This window comes from Streptomyces sp. CB00316 (assembly GCF_001905595.1).
Classification (GTDB): domain Bacteria; phylum Actinomycetota; class Actinomycetes; order Streptomycetales; family Streptomycetaceae; genus Streptomyces.
This window is the reverse complement of record NZ_LIXI01000005.1, coordinates 641,921-658,391: the sequence shown is the minus strand read 5'-3', so window position 1 is coordinate 658,391 and position 16,471 is coordinate 641,921. Positions and strand designations below refer to the sequence as shown.

Annotated in this window: 15 protein-coding genes; 10 read left to right on the top strand and 5 right to left on the bottom strand. The window is 70.0% G+C overall.

Annotated elements, in window-relative coordinates; genetic code table 11:
• Window positions 1–37: 37 nt before the first annotated feature.
• Genes AMK21_RS17590 through fabI form a run of 5 tightly spaced genes read left to right on the top strand, consistent with a single transcriptional unit; the run spans window position 38 to window position 3,361 of the window.
• Window positions 38–277, top strand: coding sequence for an acyl carrier protein (locus tag AMK21_RS17590; RefSeq protein WP_073878913.1), 240 nt, complete (start codon window positions 38–40; stop codon window positions 275–277).
• Window positions 277–1,515 (top strand): beta-ketoacyl-[acyl-carrier-protein] synthase family protein, encoded by a 1,239-nt coding sequence (locus tag AMK21_RS17585; RefSeq protein WP_073878911.1) that lies wholly within the window; start codon window positions 277–279, stop codon window positions 1,513–1,515. The genes AMK21_RS17590 and AMK21_RS17585 overlap by 1 nt, the downstream gene beginning before the upstream one ends.
• Window positions 1,516–1,545: 30 nt before the next feature.
• Window positions 1,546–1,872, top strand: a complete 327-nt coding sequence (fdxA, locus tag AMK21_RS17580) for a ferredoxin (RefSeq protein WP_073878909.1) — start codon at window positions 1,546–1,548, stop codon at window positions 1,870–1,872.
• A complete protein-coding gene (fabG, locus tag AMK21_RS17575) occupies window positions 1,872–2,591 on the top strand; it encodes a 3-oxoacyl-[acyl-carrier-protein] reductase (protein ID WP_073878903.1) in 720 nt (239 codons plus the stop codon). Before fdxA ends, fabG begins: the two co-directional genes overlap by 1 nt.
• The gene (gene fabI / locus AMK21_RS17570) at window positions 2,591–3,361 is read left to right on the top strand and encodes an enoyl-ACP reductase FabI (protein WP_073878901.1); all 771 of its coding nucleotides are present in this window, start codon (window positions 2,591–2,593) and stop codon (window positions 3,359–3,361) included. The genes fabG and fabI overlap by 1 nt, the downstream gene beginning before the upstream one ends.
• A 254-nt stretch (window positions 3,362–3,615) precedes the next feature.
• Here fabI and AMK21_RS17565 read toward each other — a convergent pair whose 3' ends face one another.
• Genes AMK21_RS17565 through AMK21_RS17555 form a run of 3 tightly spaced genes read right to left on the bottom strand, consistent with a single transcriptional unit; the run spans window position 3,616 to window position 7,591 of the window.
• Window positions 3,616–4,131: an RNA polymerase sigma factor gene (locus tag AMK21_RS17565; protein ID WP_073878900.1), complete on the bottom strand. Its 516-nt coding sequence runs from the start codon at window positions 4,129–4,131 to the stop codon at window positions 3,616–3,618.
• Window positions 4,125–6,374 carry a molybdopterin-dependent oxidoreductase gene (locus AMK21_RS17560; protein WP_073878898.1) on the bottom strand — a complete coding sequence of 750 codons (2,250 nt, stop codon included), beginning with the start codon at window positions 6,372–6,374 and terminating at the stop codon, window positions 4,125–4,127. The genes AMK21_RS17565 and AMK21_RS17560 overlap by 7 nt, the downstream gene beginning before the upstream one ends.
• A complete protein-coding gene (locus tag AMK21_RS17555; protein ID WP_079181184.1) occupies window positions 6,368–7,591 on the bottom strand; it encodes a cytochrome P450 in 1,224 nt (407 codons plus the stop codon). The genes AMK21_RS17560 and AMK21_RS17555 overlap by 7 nt, the downstream gene beginning before the upstream one ends.
• Window positions 7,592–8,034: 443 nt before the next feature.
• On the opposite strand from AMK21_RS17555, the gene AMK21_RS17550 reads away from it, so the two are divergent.
• The 4 genes from AMK21_RS17550 (at window position 8,035) to AMK21_RS17535 (ending at window position 12,602) form a co-directional block, all read left to right on the top strand.
• Window positions 8,035–9,579: an acyl-CoA carboxylase subunit beta gene (locus AMK21_RS17550; protein WP_073878896.1), complete on the top strand. Its 1,545-nt coding sequence runs from the start codon at window positions 8,035–8,037 to the stop codon at window positions 9,577–9,579.
• A 138-nt stretch (window positions 9,580–9,717) separates the two neighbouring features.
• The coding region (locus tag AMK21_RS17545) for a carboxyl transferase domain-containing protein (protein ID WP_324613907.1) at window positions 9,718–10,143 on the top strand (426 nt) is incomplete at its 5' end.
• Between the two features lie 72 nt (window positions 10,144–10,215).
• A complete protein-coding gene (locus AMK21_RS17540) occupies window positions 10,216–10,419 on the top strand; it encodes an acyl-CoA carboxylase subunit epsilon (RefSeq protein WP_073878894.1) in 204 nt (67 codons plus the stop codon).
• Window positions 10,420–10,583: 164 nt separating this feature from the next.
• Entirely contained in the window at window positions 10,584–12,602 is a 2,019-nt protein-coding gene (locus AMK21_RS17535) for a thioredoxin domain-containing protein (RefSeq protein WP_073878892.1), read from the top strand.
• A gap of 67 nt (window positions 12,603–12,669) precedes the next feature.
• Here AMK21_RS17535 and trhA read toward each other — a convergent pair whose 3' ends face one another.
• Window positions 12,670–13,374: a PAQR family membrane homeostasis protein TrhA gene (trhA, locus tag AMK21_RS17530; protein ID WP_073878890.1), complete on the bottom strand. Its 705-nt coding sequence runs from the start codon at window positions 13,372–13,374 to the stop codon at window positions 12,670–12,672.
• 209 nt (window positions 13,375–13,583) lie between these two features.
• Between trhA and AMK21_RS17525 the strand changes: the two genes are divergently transcribed.
• Window positions 13,584–15,419, top strand: coding sequence for a phosphoenolpyruvate carboxykinase (GTP) (locus AMK21_RS17525; RefSeq protein ID WP_073878888.1), 1,836 nt, complete (start codon window positions 13,584–13,586; stop codon window positions 15,417–15,419).
• A 217-nt stretch (window positions 15,420–15,636) separates the two neighbouring features.
• On the opposite strand, the gene AMK21_RS33745 is transcribed toward AMK21_RS17525, so the two are convergent.
• The gene (locus AMK21_RS33745; RefSeq protein WP_234421969.1) at window positions 15,637–16,341 is read right to left on the bottom strand and encodes an NPCBM/NEW2 domain-containing protein; all 705 of its coding nucleotides are present in this window, start codon (window positions 16,339–16,341) and stop codon (window positions 15,637–15,639) included.
• Window positions 16,342–16,471 lie beyond the last annotated feature (130 nt).

Sequence of the window (16,471 nt, the reverse complement as noted above, 5' to 3'; positions counted from 1 at the left end):
CACCCATGTAGGCCATCACCTCGCAAGGAGTACCGCCATGAGCGACACCTACCCGCGTCTGGTCCAGCTGCTGGTCAAGAACTTCGGCTTCGAGACCGACGAGGTCGCCCCCGAGGACACCTTCAACAAGCTCGAACTCGACTCGCTGGCGCTGGTCGAACTGACCCTGACGGTCCAGCAGGAGTTCGGCGTCAAGCTGTCCGACGACGACCTCGGCGCCGAGGACACCCTCGGCCAGGCCGTGTCGGTCATCGAGAGCAAGCTGGTGGTGGCCTGATGCCTGGCTCCACCGGCCCGTTCGACGCGGCGGTCACCGGTATCGGGATGGTGACCGCGGCGGGGATCGGATCCCGGGCGTCCTGGGACGTGATCCGGGACCCCGGGGGCACGGTCGCCTCGGGGGTCCCGGCCCTCGACGGCCTCCCCGCCCACATCGGGTGCTGGATTCCCGACTACGACGCCGACAAGGCCATCGGCCGGCGCAAGGCGTGGCGCTACGACCGCAGCAGCCAGTTCGCCATCACCGCCGCCGCCGAGGCGGTCGCCGACAGCGGCCTCTCCCCGGGCGACTGGGACGGTGCCCGGGTCGCCGTCGTCCTCGGCAGCGGCATCGGCGGCGCCGCCAGTTGGGAGAAACAGCATCACGTCCTCCTGGACGACGGCCCGCTGAACGTGTCCCCGCTGCTGATCCCCATGCTGGCGGTCAACATGTCGGCCGGGTACGTGGCGATGGAACACGGCGCCCGGGGACCCAACTTCGTCACCGCCACCGCTTGCGCTTCCGGTACCACGGCCATCGGCATGGCACGCGAGCTGCTGCGCCAGGGTGTGTGCGACGTGGTGATCACCGGGGGCACGGAGGCGTGTCTGATCCCCTCGATCGTCACCGGCTTCAGCCAGATGGGCGCACTCAGCCGCCGACAGGACAACCCGCGTGCCGCATCGCGTCCCTTCGACGTCGACCGCGACGGCTTCGTCCCCGCGGAGGGCGCCGCCGTCCTCGTCCTGGAGCGCGCGGCCGACGCGAAGGCCCGAGGGGCCCGCGTGTACGCCAACGTCTGCGGATACGGTGCCTCCGCGGACGCCCATCACGCCACCGCCCCCGATCCCACGGGCGCGGGCGCCGAGATCGCCCTGCGGGCGGCCCTCGACGACGCCGGTCTCGCCCCCGACACAGTGGACCACGTCAACGCGCACGGCACGTCCACGCCGCTCAACGACGAGGCGGAGGCGAAGCTGATCCGCAGGGTTCTGGGGCAGCGGCCCGCCGTCACCTCCATCAAGGGCGTGGTGGGCCACTCGCTCGGCGCCGCCGGCGCCATCGAAGCGGCCGTCGCCGCCCTCACCATCAGCCAGGGAGTCATCCCGCCCACCGCCAACCTCGACAGCCAGGACCCCAAGATCGAGTTGGACGTCGTCGCCAAGACGGCGCGCACGGCCACCGTGGAGGTCGCCGTCAGCAATTCCTTCGGCTTCGGCGGCCAGAACGCCGTGCTCGCCTTCTCCCGGGCGTGACCCGCCCCCGACCCTGTGGATGAGATCCCCATGACGTACGTGATCGCCCAGCCCTGTGTCGACGTCAAGGACAGGTCCTGTATCGACGAATGCCCGGTGGACTGCATCTACGAGGGCCGGCGGGCCCTGTACATCCACGCGGACGAATGCGTCGACTGCGGGGCCTGTGAGCCGGTGTGCCCGGTGGAGGCCGTCTTCTTCGAGACGGATCTCCCCGCTCAGTGGCACGACTTCCACCAGTCCACGACCGAGTTCTTCGAGACCGTCGGCTCCCCCGGCGGCGCCGGCTCCTCGGGGCCGTACGACCATGACTCCGCGGTGGTGGCCGCTCTGGGACCACAGGGCGTGGCGCACTGATGGGCGGCCGCTCGATCCTCATCACCGGAGGGAACCGCGGCATCGGTCTGTCCGTCGCCCGTGCCTTCGCCGCGGTCGGCGACAAGGTCGCGGTCACGTACCGCACGGGCGACCCCGCGGATCTGAGTGCGGAGGGCTTCCTCCCCGTCCCGTGCGACATCACCGACGCCGAGCAGGTCGAGCAGGCCTACAAGGAGGTCGAGGAGCACCACGGTCCGGTCGAGGTGCTGATCGCCAACGCCGGTGTCGCCCGTGACCAGTTGCTGCTCAGGATGTCGGAGGAGGACTTCACCTCCGTGGTCGACACCAACCTCACCGGCGCGTTCCGGGTGGTGCGGGCGGCCACCCTCGGGATGCTGCGGGCCAAGAAGGGCCGCGTGGTGCTGATCTCGTCGGTGGTGGGGCTGCTCGGCTCCGCCGGGCAGGCGAACTACGCGGCCTCGAAGGCGGGGCTGGTGGGATTCGCCCGCTCGCTCGCCCGCGAGCTCGGGTCGCGCGACATCACCTTCAACGTCGTCGCACCCGGCTACGTCGACACCGACATGACACGGGTGCTGACCGGCGAGCAGCGGGCGCGGATCGTGGAGCGGGTGCCGCTGGGCCGGTACGCGCGCCCTGACGAGGTCGCGGCGGCGGTGGTGTTCCTCGCCTCCGACGAAGCCTCGTACATCACTGGAGCCGTCATCCCGGTCGACGGCGGAATGGGCATGGGGCACTGATGAGCGGAATTCTCCACGGCAAACGCATCCTGGTCACCGGCGTGCTCCTCGAGTCCTCCATCGCCTTCCACACGGCGCGCCTGGCACAGGAGCAGGGGGCGGAGGTCATGCTGACCGCGTTCCCCCGTCCCAGCCTCACCGAGCGCGTGGCCCGGCAACTGCCCCGACCGGTCGAGGTGGTCGAGCTGGACGTCGCGAACGAGGAGCATCTGGCCCGGCTGGAGGACGTGGTGCGTGCCGAGCTCGGAGGACTGGACGGCGTGGTCCACTCGATCGGCTTCGCTCCGCAGGACGCTCTCGGTGGGAACTTCCTGAACACACCGTTCGCGTCGGTGGCGACGGCGGTGCACGTGTCGGCGTACTCCCTGAAGTCGCTGACGATGGCGTGCCTGCCCCTGATGCCCGAGGAGGGCGGTTCGGTGGTCGGTCTGACCTTCGACGCGCAGTACGCCTGGCCGCACTACGACTGGATGGGCCCGGCGAAGGCGGCACTCGAGGCGACGTCACGGTACATGGCGCGGGATCTGGGCAAGCGGAACATCCGCTGCAACCTGGTGGCGGCCGGCCCGCTCAACTCCATGGCCGCGAAGTCCATCCCGGGCTTCACCGACATCGAGGGCGTGTGGAACCGCCGCTCCCCGCTGCAGTGGGACGTGGAGGACCCGGAGCCCGCGGGCCGTGGCGTGGTGGCGCTCCTTTCGGACTGGTTCCCCAAGACCACCGGCGAGATCGTCCACGTCGACGGCGGTGTACACGCGATCGGTGCGTGAGCCCTCCCTCCCTTCTCTCCCACGGACAGCGGTAACCGCCCCGTTCCCGGCGCTCGGCCGGGAACGGGGCGGTTACCGCGCGCTGTGGGGGCCGGCGGTCGCCGGACCAGGACGGTGACCCTCGTACGGGCACGGGGACCACCGGCGGTCGGGGGACCGGCACGGCCGCGCGGGGAGGCCCGTGCGGAGCCACAACGCGCACCGGGCGCCCTGAGCATGGGTCATGCTCAGGGCGCCCAGGGCGCGGTGACCCCTCACCCTACGGTCAGGCTCGCCCCGTGCCAGCGGCGGAGGCGGGCGCGGGCGCGGGTGAAGGCGCCCTCCGCGGCCTTGGTGGAGATCCCCAGGCGGCTCGCCGCCTCGCGAGTGCTGGTGCCCTCGATGCGGGCCAGGATGACCTCGCGCTCCCTGCCCTCGAGGCGCTGCACCTGCTGGAGCATCCAGGCACCCTCGGCGGCCGCGCAAGCCGCCTCCTCCGGTCCCGACGCGGTCTCCGGGGCGAAGGAACGCTGGTACAGGTACCTACGGGTGCGCTCTCTGCGACGGTAGACGTCCACGCACAGGCGCAGTGTGATCGAGGTGAGGAACGGCCCGACGCGCTCCGCGTCGAGGCCACGGTGGCCCGCCGCCCGCAGCAGCGCCTCCTGCACGCAGTCCTCGGCGTCCTGATGAGCCGCCAGGCGGACCCGGGCCAATCGGTACAGCCGTTCCTGATGGGGCAGCAGCAGCTCCCAGCGTTGGGCCAGGGGCAACTCGTCCGTACTCAGCACTGGTGCAGATCACCCCGCCCGGGTGAGACCTCCACCGGCACCGCGTTGAAGACCGCGTTGCCCGAGAGAGGGTCGACGACCAGTTCGTCGGTGAGCGCGTTCACGTTCACACCCGGCTCTTTCGCCGCATACGTCATCCGAGTGCCGTCCCGGCCGTGGCCCCAGCCGTGCGGCAGGCTCACCACGCCCGGGCCGACCCGGTCGGTGGGCTCGGCGAGCGCCACGACCGCGCCTGCCCTGCCCCGTACGGTCACCTCGTCACCGGGCCCGATGCCGAGCCGGCGGGCGTCCTCCGTGTTGACTTCCAGGGTGCAGTGGTTGGTACCGCCCGACAGCGCCGCGATGTTGTGCGTCCAGCTGTTGGTGGAGCGCAGATGGCGTCGCCCCACCAGCAGATAGCCGCCCTCCCCCCGCTCCCGCCGGCCCGCGAGGAACTCCGCGAGGCGGGGTATGTCGCCCGCGACCGGCTCGGGGAACAGCTCCACCTTCTCGGAGCCCACGATCTCCGCGAGCCGGGGTCTCAGCGGCCCGAAGTCCACTCCCTGCGGCCGCTCGCGCAGCGTCGCCAGGTTCATCCCGTCGGGACGCAGCCCGAAGGCGTCTCCGAAGGCGCCGAGCCGGATCATCAGGTCGATCCGGCGCTCCGTGCTGTCCTCCCCGGTCAGTTGCTCCTTGAGTTCCGCGGGGTCGCGGCCCGCCAGCGGGGATCCGGGCGTCGAGACCACGGCCGCGAGCGTCTTGTCGATGACCATCGAGTCCAGCGCGGCCGGGTCCGCCCCGGGTCCCGCACCGGAGAGGATGAGGGTGAGCTTGGCGAGGATCTGTGCCTCGCTCGGCCGACCCTCGTCGCGCGGCAGCAGCGGAGGGGAGTAGCGGGCCACCCGGCGCACCGCGAGCCGGGAGAGCACGATGTCGAAGTGCTCCGACTCCATGACGCGGGGCGGCGGCAGGATGACGTTCGCGTGCCGCGTCGTCTCGTTGACGTACGGGTCGACCGCCACCATGAAGTCCAGGTCCGCGAGCGAGCGGTCCAGCCGTTCGCCGTTGGGTGCGCCGAGCACCGGATTGCAGGCTATGGCCACCAGCGCCCGCACCTGCCCCTCGCCGGGGGTGTCGATCTCGTCGGCGAGGGTGGCCGCCGGGAACTCGCCGAGGATCTCCGGGAGTCCGCGCACCCTGCTGTGCCAGCGGCCCAGCTTCAGCGGCCCCGTCGGGCGCAGCGCGTTGTGCTGCGCCTCGCCGAACATCGCCCCGCCGGGCCGGTCCAGGTTGCCCGTGAGGGCGTTGAGCACGTCAACCAGCCAACTGGTCACGGTGCCGAACGCGGCGGCGGTGGTGCCCATGCGCGCGTACACGGCGGCCGACGGGGCAGCGGCCAGTTCACGGGCGAGGCCCCGGATGGTGGCGGGGTCCGTACCGCAGACGTCGGCCACTGCCTCCGGTGTGAACTGCGCCGCTGCTTCCCGGACGTGTTGTTCACCGGTGTACAGGCCGGGAGCGAGGGGGGAGGCAAGCCCCTCGTCGAACAGCGTGTGCACGAGTGCGAAGAGCAGCAGCGCGTCGGTTCCGGGGCGTATCACCACGTGCTGGTCCGCCACGTCCGCCGTGCGGGTACGTCGCGGATCGACCACCACGAGCCGCCCGCCGCGCGCCTTCAACGCCCGGATGCGGCCCGGCAGATCGGGTACGGTCCACAGGCTTCCGTTGGACACCAGCGGATTGGCGCCGAGGATCAGCAGGTGGTCGCTGCGGTCGATGTCGGGCACCGGGATCGCCCACGGATCTCCGAACATCAGCCCCGAGGAGACGTTCTTGGGCATCTGGTCGACCGTGCTGGAGCTGAAGACGTTGCGGGTCTCCATGAACTGGCGCATCACGGCCACGTGCAGCGGAATGCCGACCGTGTGGATCACGGGGTTGCCGTAGTACAGCGCCACCGCGTCCTTGCCGTGCTTCTCGGCCACCCGGCCGAGGCCGCGTGCCACTTCGGCGAAGGCCTCGTCCCAGGTGACCTCGGCGAACGTCCCGTTCGCCTGGCGCACCAGAGGTGCGTGACAGCGTTGGGGGTCCTGGTCGATATCGCCGAGGGCGATGCCTTTGGGGCATACGTAACCCTTGCTGAACACGTCGTCCTGGGCGCCGCGCACCTTGACGGCACGCCCGCCCTCGATGTCGATGCTGAGCCCGCAACCCGCCTCGCACAGGGGGCAGATGCGGTGATGGGTGGTAATGCCGCTCACCATATGACTGGGATCTCCTCGTAGCCGCCGAGGGCGGCGGTCATCCGCCAGCGCAGCTCCTCCGGGTCGACATTCAGGCGCAGGGTGGGGAAGCGGGTGAAGAGGGACTTCATGGCGATCTGCACCTCGGCACGAGCCAGCGCCGAACCCGCGCAGAAGTGCGTGCCGTAGGCGAACCCGATGTGCTTGTTGTCCTTACGGTGGACGTCGAAGGTGTCCGGGTCCTTGAAGACGGAGCTGTCGCGGTTGGCGGAACTGATGGGCGCGATGACCGCGGAGTTCGCCGGGATCGTGGTGCCGGAGAGCTCCACGTCCTCCAGGGTGATCCGGATGAACGTGCCGTCGCCCGGCGTGACGAGACGAATGATCTCCTCGCACGCCTGGTCCATCAGGGAAGGGTCCCTCCGGATGAGGGCGAGCTGATCGGGGTTGCGCAGCAGCAGCACCGCGCCACCGCCGGTGACGGTCACGGTGGTGTCGTGCCCGGCGAGCAGGAACATGACTCCGGTGCTGATCAACTCCGAGTGGGTGATGGACTGTTCGTGGTCCATCGAATAGACCAGCTTGCTCAGCAGGTCCTCACCGGGGTTTTCCCGCTTCTGTTCGACCAGCTGGGCGATGTAGTCGCGCATCTCGGTGTTGGAGCGCACGATCTCCTCGGCCGTGTACTTGGTGAGCGACATGAAGTGGTCGCACCAGGCACCGAAGAGATGCTGGTCCTCGTACGGAATGCCGAGCAGCTCACAGATGACCCGCAGGGCGAGGGGGCGTGCCAGGGTGGCGTTCAGGTCGACCGGGCCGGTCATCGCGGCCATGTCGTCGAGGAGTCCGTCGACGATCTCCTGGATGCGCGGGCGCATGGCCTCCGCGCGGCGCGGCGAGAACTCGCGGTTCGTCAGGTTCCGCAGTACCGAGTGGCGCGGCGGGTCCATGCTGATCAGGCTCGACGAGTCGGGCTCGACCAGCTGCGCGCGCGGAGCGCCGTCACGGAACAGCGCCTCGCGGCTGAACCGGGAGTCCGAGAGGACCGTCTTCACGTCCTCGTAGCGGGTCACCAGCCAGGCCGGGTGCCCAGTGGGCAGGCTGATGGGACAGACCGGCTCCTCGGCCCGTAGCTGCGCGTACTGGCACGGGGGCTCGTTGGGTGAGGTACGGGGAATCGGATACGAGTACTTCGGTTCGTGGGCGGCCGGTTGCCGGGCCTGTGTCGACTCCGCCATGGGCGGGTACTCCCTTCACTCGGATGAACTCGTCGGATACTGCCCGTACGTGATTCGTCGCTTACCTGCCTTCTTCGCTGCGCCCCGGAATTGTTCTGCGCTCCCTTTTCGCGGACTCCGGGATGTGGCGGAGAGGACAGGACTCCAACCCGCGCAGGATTGCTCCTCCGGGTGTTCTGGTCGATGCAGCGCCACGGTGTCAGATCGCTCTGGCAGTCCGCTTACAGATCGCTGAGATGGGCGTCTCAGCAGGTGTTTCATCTGTTCGACGACGCGGTCGCGACAGTGGGACGCGTCCTTCGCGAGCGCCGGACGACCACTGAAACGGGGGTCTCAGCGTGATGTCAGACGAACACTTCACAGTGGATCGAAGGTTGTCCGGCGTCGGACCGAAAAGGCGCGGAGAAGCGGAAAGTCGGAAAGGGTGAGGGAAACTGACTGATATGCGTGGCCGGGTGGCCGAACTGGTGGCTTTGCGCGAGCAGGCCGTGCGGGGCCCCGGTGAGCGGGCGACGCAGGCGCAGCATGCCAAGGGCAAGTTGACCGCGCGTGAGCGCATCGGGCTGCTGCTGGATGCGGGGTCGTTCAAGGAGGTCGAGCAGTTGCGCCGGCACCGGGCGACCGGGTTCGGTCTGGAGGCGAAGAGGCCGTACACCGATGGTGTCATCACCGGCTGGGGCACGGTCGAGGGCCGGACGGTCTTCGTCTACGCGCATGATTTCCGGATTTTCGGCGGGGCGTTGGGCGAGGCCCACGCGACGAAGATCCATAAGATCATGGACATGGCCATCTCGGCCGGTGCTCCCCTGGTGTCGTTGAACGACGGTGCGGGAGCCCGTATCCAGGAGGGCGTCTCGGCGCTCGCCGGGTACGGCGGTATCTTCCAGCGCAACACGCGGGCCTCGGGTGTCATCCCGCAGATCAGTGTGATGCTCGGTCCGTGTGCGGGCGGCGCGGCCTACAGTCCGGCGCTGACCGATTTCGTGTTCATGGTCCGTGAGACCTCGCAGATGTTCATCACCGGGCCGGACGTCGTGAAGGCGGTCACCGGTGAGGAGATCACCCAGAACGGCCTCGGTGGCGCGGACGTGCATGCCGAGACCTCCGGTGTCGCGCACTTCGCGTACGACGACGAGGAGACGTGTATCGCCGAGGTCCGCTACCTCATCGGGATGCTGCCCTCGAACAACCGGGAGAACCCGCCGACCGCTTTGAGTGACGACCCGGCCGACCGGCGTGGCGAGGTGCTGCTGGACCTGGTGCCGGCCGACGGCAACCGCCCCTACGACATGCACCAGGTGATCGAGGAGCTCGTCGACGACGGCGACTACCTGGAGATCCATGAGCGCTGGGCCCGTAACATCATCTGTGCGCTGGCCCGTCTGGACGGTCAGGTCGTCGGCATCGTCGCCAACCAGCCGCAGGCGCTGGCCGGGGTGCTGGACATCGAGGCGTCCGAGAAGGCCGCCCGGTTCGTCCAGATGTGCGACGCGTTCAACATCCCGATCGTCACTCTTCTGGACGTGCCCGGCTTTCTGCCCGGCGTGGACCAGGAGCACGGTGGGATCATCCGGCACGGCGCCAAGCTGCTGTACGCCTACTGCAACGCCACCGTGCCCCGGATCTCGCTGATCCTGCGGAAGGCGTACGGAGGCGCGTACATCGTCATGGACAGCCAGTCCATCGGGGCCGACCTCACCTATGCCTGGCCCACCAACGAGATCGCGGTGATGGGTGCCGAGGGTGCCGCCAACGTCATCTTCCGCCGCCAGATCGCGGACGCCGAGGACCCCGAGGCCATGCGCGCCCGCATGGTCAAGGAGTACAAGGCCGAGCTGATGCACCCCTACTACGCGGCCGAGCGCGGTCTGGTCGACGACGTCATCGACCCCGCCGAGACCCGCGAGGTACTCATCGCCTCGCTCGCCATGCTCCGCACCAAGCACGCCGACCTGCCCTCCCGCAAGCACGGCAACCCCCCGCAGTAGTCGCACCTGGGCAGTGGCGCGATCCGCCGCACGGTCCACGACACCCTGCCGAGAAGACGGAGACACCCCGCCATGAGCCTGACTTCCGCCGAGTCCGTCCTGCGCGTCGAGAAAGGCCACGCCGGCCCCGAGGAACTNGGGATCATCCGGCACGGCGCCAAGCTGCTGTACGCCTACTGCAACGCCACCGTGCCCCGGATCTCGCTGATCCTGCGGAAGGCCTACGGAGGCGCGTACATCGTCATGGACAGCCAGTCCATCGGGGCCGACCTCACCTACGCCTGGCCCACCAACGAGATCGCGGTGATGGGTGCCGAGGGTGCCGCCAACGTCATCTTCCGCCGCCAGATCGCGGACGCCGAGGACCCCGAGGCCATGCGCGCCCGCATGGTCAAGGAGTACAAGGCCGAGCTGATGCACCCCTACTACGCGGCCGAGCGCGGTCTGGTCGACGACGTCATCGACCCCGCCGAGACCCGCGAGGTACTCATCGCCTCGCTCGCCATGCTCCGCACCAAGCACGCCGACCTGCCCTCCCGCAAGCACGGCAACCCCCCGCAGTAGTCGCACCTGGGCAGTGGCGCGATCCGCCGCACGGTCCACGACACCCTGCCGAGAAGACGGAGACACCCCGCCATGAGCCTGACTTCCGCCGAGTCCGTCCTGCGCGTCGAGAAAGGCCACGCCGGCCCCGAGGAACTCGCGGCCATCACCGCCGTCCTGATGGCCCGCGCCGCCGCCCAGCCGTCCGCCCCCGCCCACCGCGGCCGCGACACGGCCCGCTGGCGCCGCCTGGAGCGCACGCCGGGCTTCCGCGCACCGCACAGCTGGCAGGGCTGACGCGCGGTCAGCACCGCCGATGACGGCGGCCGCGGCTCGCCCCGTCGACGGGGCGCCGTCGTGCTCGCCTGCCGTGTGGGCGTGAGCGGTGGCGGTGCGGCCGGATGAGCCAGGGTTCAGCGGGCCTCACCGATGGCGACGGGCACTGTGAGAGGCTGGATCGCATGAACCGGCTAGCTGGTGTGACCTCGCCGTATCTGCTTCAGCACGCTGACAATCCGGTCGACTGGTGGCCCTGGAAGCCGGAGGCTTTCGAAGAGGCACGGCGGCGTGACGTACCCGTTCTCCTGTCGGTCGGATACTCGGCGTGCCACTGGTGCCATGTCATGGCCCACGAATCCTTCGAGGACGAGACCGTCGCGGCCTACCTCAACGAGCGCTTCGTCGCCGTGAAGGTCGACCGGGAGGAGCGGCCCGACGTCGACGCCGTGTACATGGAGGCCGTGCAGGCGGCCACCGGGCACGGTGGGTGGCCGATGACCGTGTTCCTCACGCCGGACGCCGAACCCTTCTACTTCGGGACCTACTTCCCGCCCGAGCCCCGGCACGGATCGCCCTCCTTCCAGCAGGTGCTCGAAGGGGTGAGCGCCGCGTGGACCGACCGGCGTGAGGAGGTCGCCGAGGTGGCCGAGCGGATCGTCGCCGATCTGGCCGGGCGGTCGCTGGTCCATGGGGGCGACGGGGTGCCGGGGGAGGCGGAGATCGCGCAGGCGCTGCTCGGGCTGACCCGCGAGTACGACGAGCAGCACGGCGGGTTCGGGGGTGCGCCCAAGTTCCCGCCGTCCATGGCTGTGGAGTTCCTGCTGAGGCACTACGCCCGTACCGGGTCCGAGGGGGCCCTCCAGATGGCCGCCGACACCTGCTCGGCGATGGCCCGTGGCGGGATCTACGACCAGCTCGGCGGCGGGTTCGCGCGCTACTCCGTGGACCGCGAGTGGGTCGTCCCGCACTTCGAGAAGATGCTCTACGACAACGCGCTGCTGTGCCGCGTGTACGCCCATCTCTGGCGCACCACCGGATCCGCCGAGGCCCGGCGGATCGCTCTGGAGACCGCCGACTTCATGGTGCGGGAGCTGCGTACCACCGAGGGCGGCTTCGCCTCCGCGCTCGACGCCGACAGCGAGGACGCGGACGGCAAGCACGTCGAGGGCGCGTTCTACGTGTGGACGCCCGCGCGGCTGCGCGAGGTGCTCGGTGAGGAGGACGGGGCCTTCGCCGCCGCGTACTTCGGCGTGACGGAGGAGGGGACGTTCGAGGAGGGGGCTTCCGTGCTCCAGCTCCCGGGCGAGGCGCGCCCGGTGGACGCGGGGCGCGTCGCCGGCGTACGGGCCCGGCTGCTTGCGGCACGCGAGGAGCGGCCGCGTCCGGGGCGGGACGACAAGGTGGTCGCCGCCTGGAACGGGCTCGCCATCGCCGCCCTCGCCGAGACCGGCGCCTACTTCGACCGGCCCGACCTCGTCGAGCGCGCCACCGAGGCCGCCGACCTGCTGGTCCGGGTCCACCTGGGCGAGGTCGCCCGGCTGACCCGGACCTCCAAGGACGGGCGTGCGGGCACCAACGCCGGGGTGCTGGAGGACTACGGCGATGTCGCCGAGGGCTTCCTCGCGCTGGCCGCCGTGACGGGGGAGGGCGCCTGGCTGGAGTTCGCCGGGTTCCTGCTCGACATCGTGCTGGAGCAGTTCACCGGAGAGGGCGGGCAGCTCTACGACACCGCCCATGACGCCGAGCAGCTCATCCGGCGGCCGCAGGATCCGACCGACAGCGCCACCCCGGCCGGGTGGACAGCCGCTGCGGGGGCCCTGCTCTCGTACGCCGCGTACACAGGGTCCGAACCCCACCGCACCGCCGCCGAAGGCGCGCTCGGGGTCGTCAAGGCGCTGGCCCCGCGTGCGCCCCGGTTCATCGGCTGGGGGCTCGCGGTCGCCGAGGCGCTGCTGGACGGGCCCCGCGAGGTGGCCGTGGCCGGGCCGGTCGGCGGTGAGCTGCACCGTACGGCGTTGCTGGGCCGGGCCCCGGGTGTGGTCGTCGCGGCGGGCGAAGGGCCGGGCGCGGGAACCGAGTTCCCGCTGCTGGTGGACCGGCCGCTGGTGGGCGGGGAGCCGACCGCGTACGTCTGCCGGCACTTCGTGTGTGACGCGCCGACCACGGACGCGGCCGAGCTGGCGGTGAAGCTGGGCGGCTGAGAGCCGGGGCGATGAGAAGGGGGTCGGTCGCTGCGTGCGGCCGGCCCCTCACTCGTACCCGTACTGCCTATCCGTGCTGGTACGCCACCAGCGAGATGCCCACGTAATGCGCCGCGAACGCCGCCAGCGTCAGCGAGTGGAAGACCTCGTGGAAGCCGAACCAGCGCGGCGACGGGTTCGGCCGCTTGATGCCGTAGATCACGCCGCCCGCGCTGTAGAGCAGCCCGCCCACGATGACCAGCACCAGGACCGCGATGCCGCCCGTCCGCATGAAGTCGGGCAGGAAGAAGACCGCGGCCCAGCCCATCGCGATGTAGCACGGCGTGTAGAGCCAGCGCGGGGCGCCGACCCAGAAGACCCGGAACGCGATGCCCGCCGCCGCGGCCCCCCAGACCGCCCAGAGCAGGGGCCGTCCGGTGGATTCGGGCAGGAGCAGCAGGGTCAGCGGGGTATAGGTCCCCGCGATGATCAGGAAGATGTTGGCGTGGTCCAGGCGGCGCAGCACCGCCTCCCCGCGCGGGCCCCAGGTGCCGCGGTGGTAGACCGCGCTCACGCCGAAGAGCAGACAGGCCGTCGCGATGTAGATGGCGCACGCGATCCGGCCGCGGGTGCTGTCGGTCAGGGCGATCAGGGTGATCCCTGCGATCAGCACCGCGGGGAACATGCCGGCGTGCAGCCAGCCGCGCATCCGGGGCTTGACGGGGACGGGGTCGAGCTCGACAGGGCCTGTGGTCGCCCCGGTCGGGCTCGTGGTCGCGGCGGCGTCAGTCATATCCGCATGCTACCTACGCAACCGTAGGTAACGAATATGAGTGGCGATGCTCACGTGTGAGGCCCCCTGGACATATGGGCGAAACGGTCGGATGATCAAATGAGTGCGGTCGGCACCGGATGAGCGCCAGGGGATCGAAGGGTACGAAGCATCCGGGTCGCAGCCCCCACGGGGCACCTGACAACACACACCCTCATCAAGGAGCGATCGTGGCGCGCGACATCGCGGCTCCCCTCACTGTCCCCACCCACCACCAGGAGCTGATCTCCTGGGTCGACGAGATCGCAGCGATCACCCAGCCGGACCAGGTGGTCTGGTGCGACGGCTCCGAGGCCGAGTACGAGCGCCTGTGCGGGGAGCTCGTCGCCAAGGGCACGTTCACCAAGCTGGACGAGATCAAGCGGCCGAACTCGTACTACGCCGCGTCCGACCCGAGCGATGTCGCCCGCGTCGAGGACCGTACGTTCATCTGCTCCAAGGAGGAGAAGGACGCGGGTCCCACGAACCACTGGAAGGACCCCGCCGAGATGCGGGAGATCTTCACCGGTGCCGACGGCGTCTTCCGCGGCTCCATGCGTGGTCGCACCATGTACGTGGTCCCCTTCTGCATGGGCCCCGTCGGCTCGCCCCTCTCCGCCATCGGCGTCGAGATCACCGACTCCGCGTACGTCGCCGTCTCCATGCGCACCATGACCCGCATGGGCCAGGCGGTCCTGGACGAGCTGGGCACCGACGGCTTCTTCGTGAAGGCCGTCCACACTCTTGGCGCCCCGCTGGCCGAGGGCCAGGAAGACGTTCCGTGGCCCTGCAACACCACCAAGTACATCTCGCACTTCCCCGAGGACCGTGAGATCTGGTCGTACGGCTCCGGCTACGGCGGCAACGCCCTGCTCGGCAAGAAGTGCTACGCGCTCCGCATCGCCTCCGTCATGGCCCGAGACGAGGGCTGGCTCGCCGAGCACATGCTCATCCTGAAGCTCACGCCGCCGCGCGGTGAGTCGGAGGCCCCCAAGTACGTTGCCGCCGCCTTCCCGTCCGCCTGCGGCAAGACCAACCTCGCCATGCTGGAGCCCACGATCCCCGGCTGGACCGTGGAGACCATCGGCGACGACATCGCCTGGATGCGGTTCGGCGAGGACGGCCGGCTCTACGCGATCAACCCCGAGGCGGGCTTCTTCGGCGTCGCGCCCGGCACGGGTGAGCACACCAACGCCAACGCCATGAAGACCATGTGGGGCAACTCCGTCTTCACCAACGTGGCGCTCACGGACGACGGCGACGTCTGGTGGGAGGGCATGACCGAAGAGGCGCCCGCGCACCTCACGGACTGGAAGGGCAACGACTGGACCCCTGAGTCCGGCACGCCCGCCGCCCACCCCAACGCCCGCTTCACCGTCCCGGCCGGGCAGTGCCCGATCATCGCGCCCGAGTGGGAGGACCCCAAGGGCGTGCCGATCTCGGCCATCCTCTTCGGCGGTCGCCGCGCCTCGGCCGTACCGCTGGTCACCGAGTCCTTCGACTGGCAGCACGGCGTCTTCCTCGGAGCCAACGTCGCCTCCGAGAAGACCGCCGCCGCCGAGGGCAAGGTCGGCGAGCTGCGCCGCGACCCGTTCGCCATGCTGCCGTTCTGCGGCTACAACATGGGCGACTACATGAACCACTGGGTCAAGGTCGGTGCGGACAAGGCCGACCAGTCGAAGCTCCCGAAGATCTACTACGTGAACTGGTTCCGCAAGAACGAGGCGGGCGCGTTCGTGTGGCCCGGCTTCGGTGAGAACAGCCGCGTCCTGAAGTGGATCGTGGAGCGCCTGGAGGGCAGGGGCGAGGGCGTCGAGACCCCGATCGGCATCCTGCCGGCCAAGGGCGCGCTCGACACCGAGGGCCTGGACCTCTCCGAGTCCGACCTCGACTTCCTGCTCACGGTCGACAAGGAGGTCTGGCGCGAGGAGGCCGCCCTGGTCCCCGAGCACCTCAACACCTTCGGCGACCACACGCCCAAGGAGCTGTGGGACGAGTACCACGCGCTGGTGGAGCGGCTGGGCTGAGCCCAGCCCCTGAACCCCGCGGCCGGGTCCATCGGACATCCGCCCTGACCTGTGGGTACGACGACCCGCCGCGGTACGGGGCCTGTCATCACCGACTGCCCCGGGGCCGTCCCCGACCACGGACGGCCCCTCCGGCCCCCGGAACCCCCTCACGGGACGCTGGTGTCCCCCCTCACGGTTCCGGGGGCCGCCCCCGTTCCGGGGCGGAGGCCGGCGCTCAGCAGCCGCCCTTCTCCTCCGCTCCCGCGGTGAAGCGGGCATTGCCCCAGGCTCCGTAGCCGCCGGCCGGGTGTCCGCCGGCCTTCACCGTGTCGGTGACGAGCTTCAGCGCGCTCCTGCCCCTGACCGGGACGGTGATCTCGACGGCCTGCCGGTCCGAGAGCTGATGGGTCGCCACCTGCTCATCGTCGACGTAGACGGTGAAGCGCATGACGTTGCCGAAGGGCGGCGCCGTGTCCATGCCGGCCAGGGTGCTGAAGGTGTCCCACTCGGGGTCGATGGCGAACTCGAAGGTCTTGGTGGCCTGGAAGACATTCGTCCGGACCGTCAGGCTGGTCAGGCACTCGTGCCGCTCCCCTTGGTGGACCAGCGCCGCGGTACGGCTGCGCTTCTCGTCGATCTCGCTGATGTAGCGCACCTGGGGGGCGGTGGCGGGCGGTGGTGGGGAGTTCTCCGGACTGTCGGGCGTTCCCTCCGAGGTAGGCCACTGGCTCGCCGAAGCGCTCGGCGGGGGAGTGGGCGACGGCGTCCCGGCCGGAGGGGTGATGGATAAGGAAATGGACGGGGCCGGTGCTCCCGCGCTCTTGTCGTCGTCCCCACCCTGCGCCGTGGCCAGCTGAAAGACCCCCGCGATCAACGCGCCCGCGACTGCGGCAGCGACCGTCGCCCAGGCGGACAGCTTCGCGACCTTCCATCCATCCATCGTCACATCGAGCTCCTGGCGCACCTGAGAGGCGATCAGGTGACGTTCGGTCGCCTGATCGGCGGATCATAGGAGCCATCAGAATGCGGCAACCGGGCGCATTTGTCAGTCGTTGCGCTCAACCGGTGCG

Bases quoted from the DNA above. Each gene is read 5' to 3' on its own strand.
- AMK21_RS17590 (WP_073878913.1), top strand. From the start codon at position 38: ATGAGCGACACCTACCCGCGTCTGGTCCAGCTGCTGGTCAAGAACTTC.
- AMK21_RS17585 (WP_073878911.1), top strand. From the start codon at position 277: ATGCCTGGCTCCACCGGCCCGTTCGACGCGGCGGTCACCGGTATCGGG.
- fdxA (WP_073878909.1), top strand. From the start codon at position 1,546: ATGACGTACGTGATCGCCCAGCCCTGTGTCGACGTCAAGGACAGGTCC.
- fabG (WP_073878903.1), top strand. From the start codon at position 1,872: ATGGGCGGCCGCTCGATCCTCATCACCGGAGGGAACCGCGGCATCGGT.
- fabI (WP_073878901.1), top strand. From the start codon at position 2,591: ATGAGCGGAATTCTCCACGGCAAACGCATCCTGGTCACCGGCGTGCTC.
- AMK21_RS17560 (WP_073878898.1), bottom strand. From the start codon at position 6,374: ATGGTGAGCGGCATTACCACCCATCACCGCATCTGCCCCCTGTGCGAG.
- AMK21_RS17555 (WP_079181184.1), bottom strand. From the start codon at position 7,591: ATGGCGGAGTCGACACAGGCCCGGCAACCGGCCGCCCACGAACCGAAG.
- AMK21_RS17550 (WP_073878896.1), top strand. From the start codon at position 8,035: ATGCGTGGCCGGGTGGCCGAACTGGTGGCTTTGCGCGAGCAGGCCGTG.
- AMK21_RS17540 (WP_073878894.1), top strand. From the start codon at position 10,216: ATGAGCCTGACTTCCGCCGAGTCCGTCCTGCGCGTCGAGAAAGGCCAC.
- AMK21_RS17535 (WP_073878892.1), top strand. From the start codon at position 10,584: ATGAACCGGCTAGCTGGTGTGACCTCGCCGTATCTGCTTCAGCACGCT.
- trhA (WP_073878890.1), bottom strand. From the start codon at position 13,374: ATGACTGACGCCGCCGCGACCACGAGCCCGACCGGGGCGACCACAGGC.
- AMK21_RS33745 (WP_234421969.1), bottom strand. From the start codon at position 16,341: ATGGATGGATGGAAGGTCGCGAAGCTGTCCGCCTGGGCGACGGTCGCT.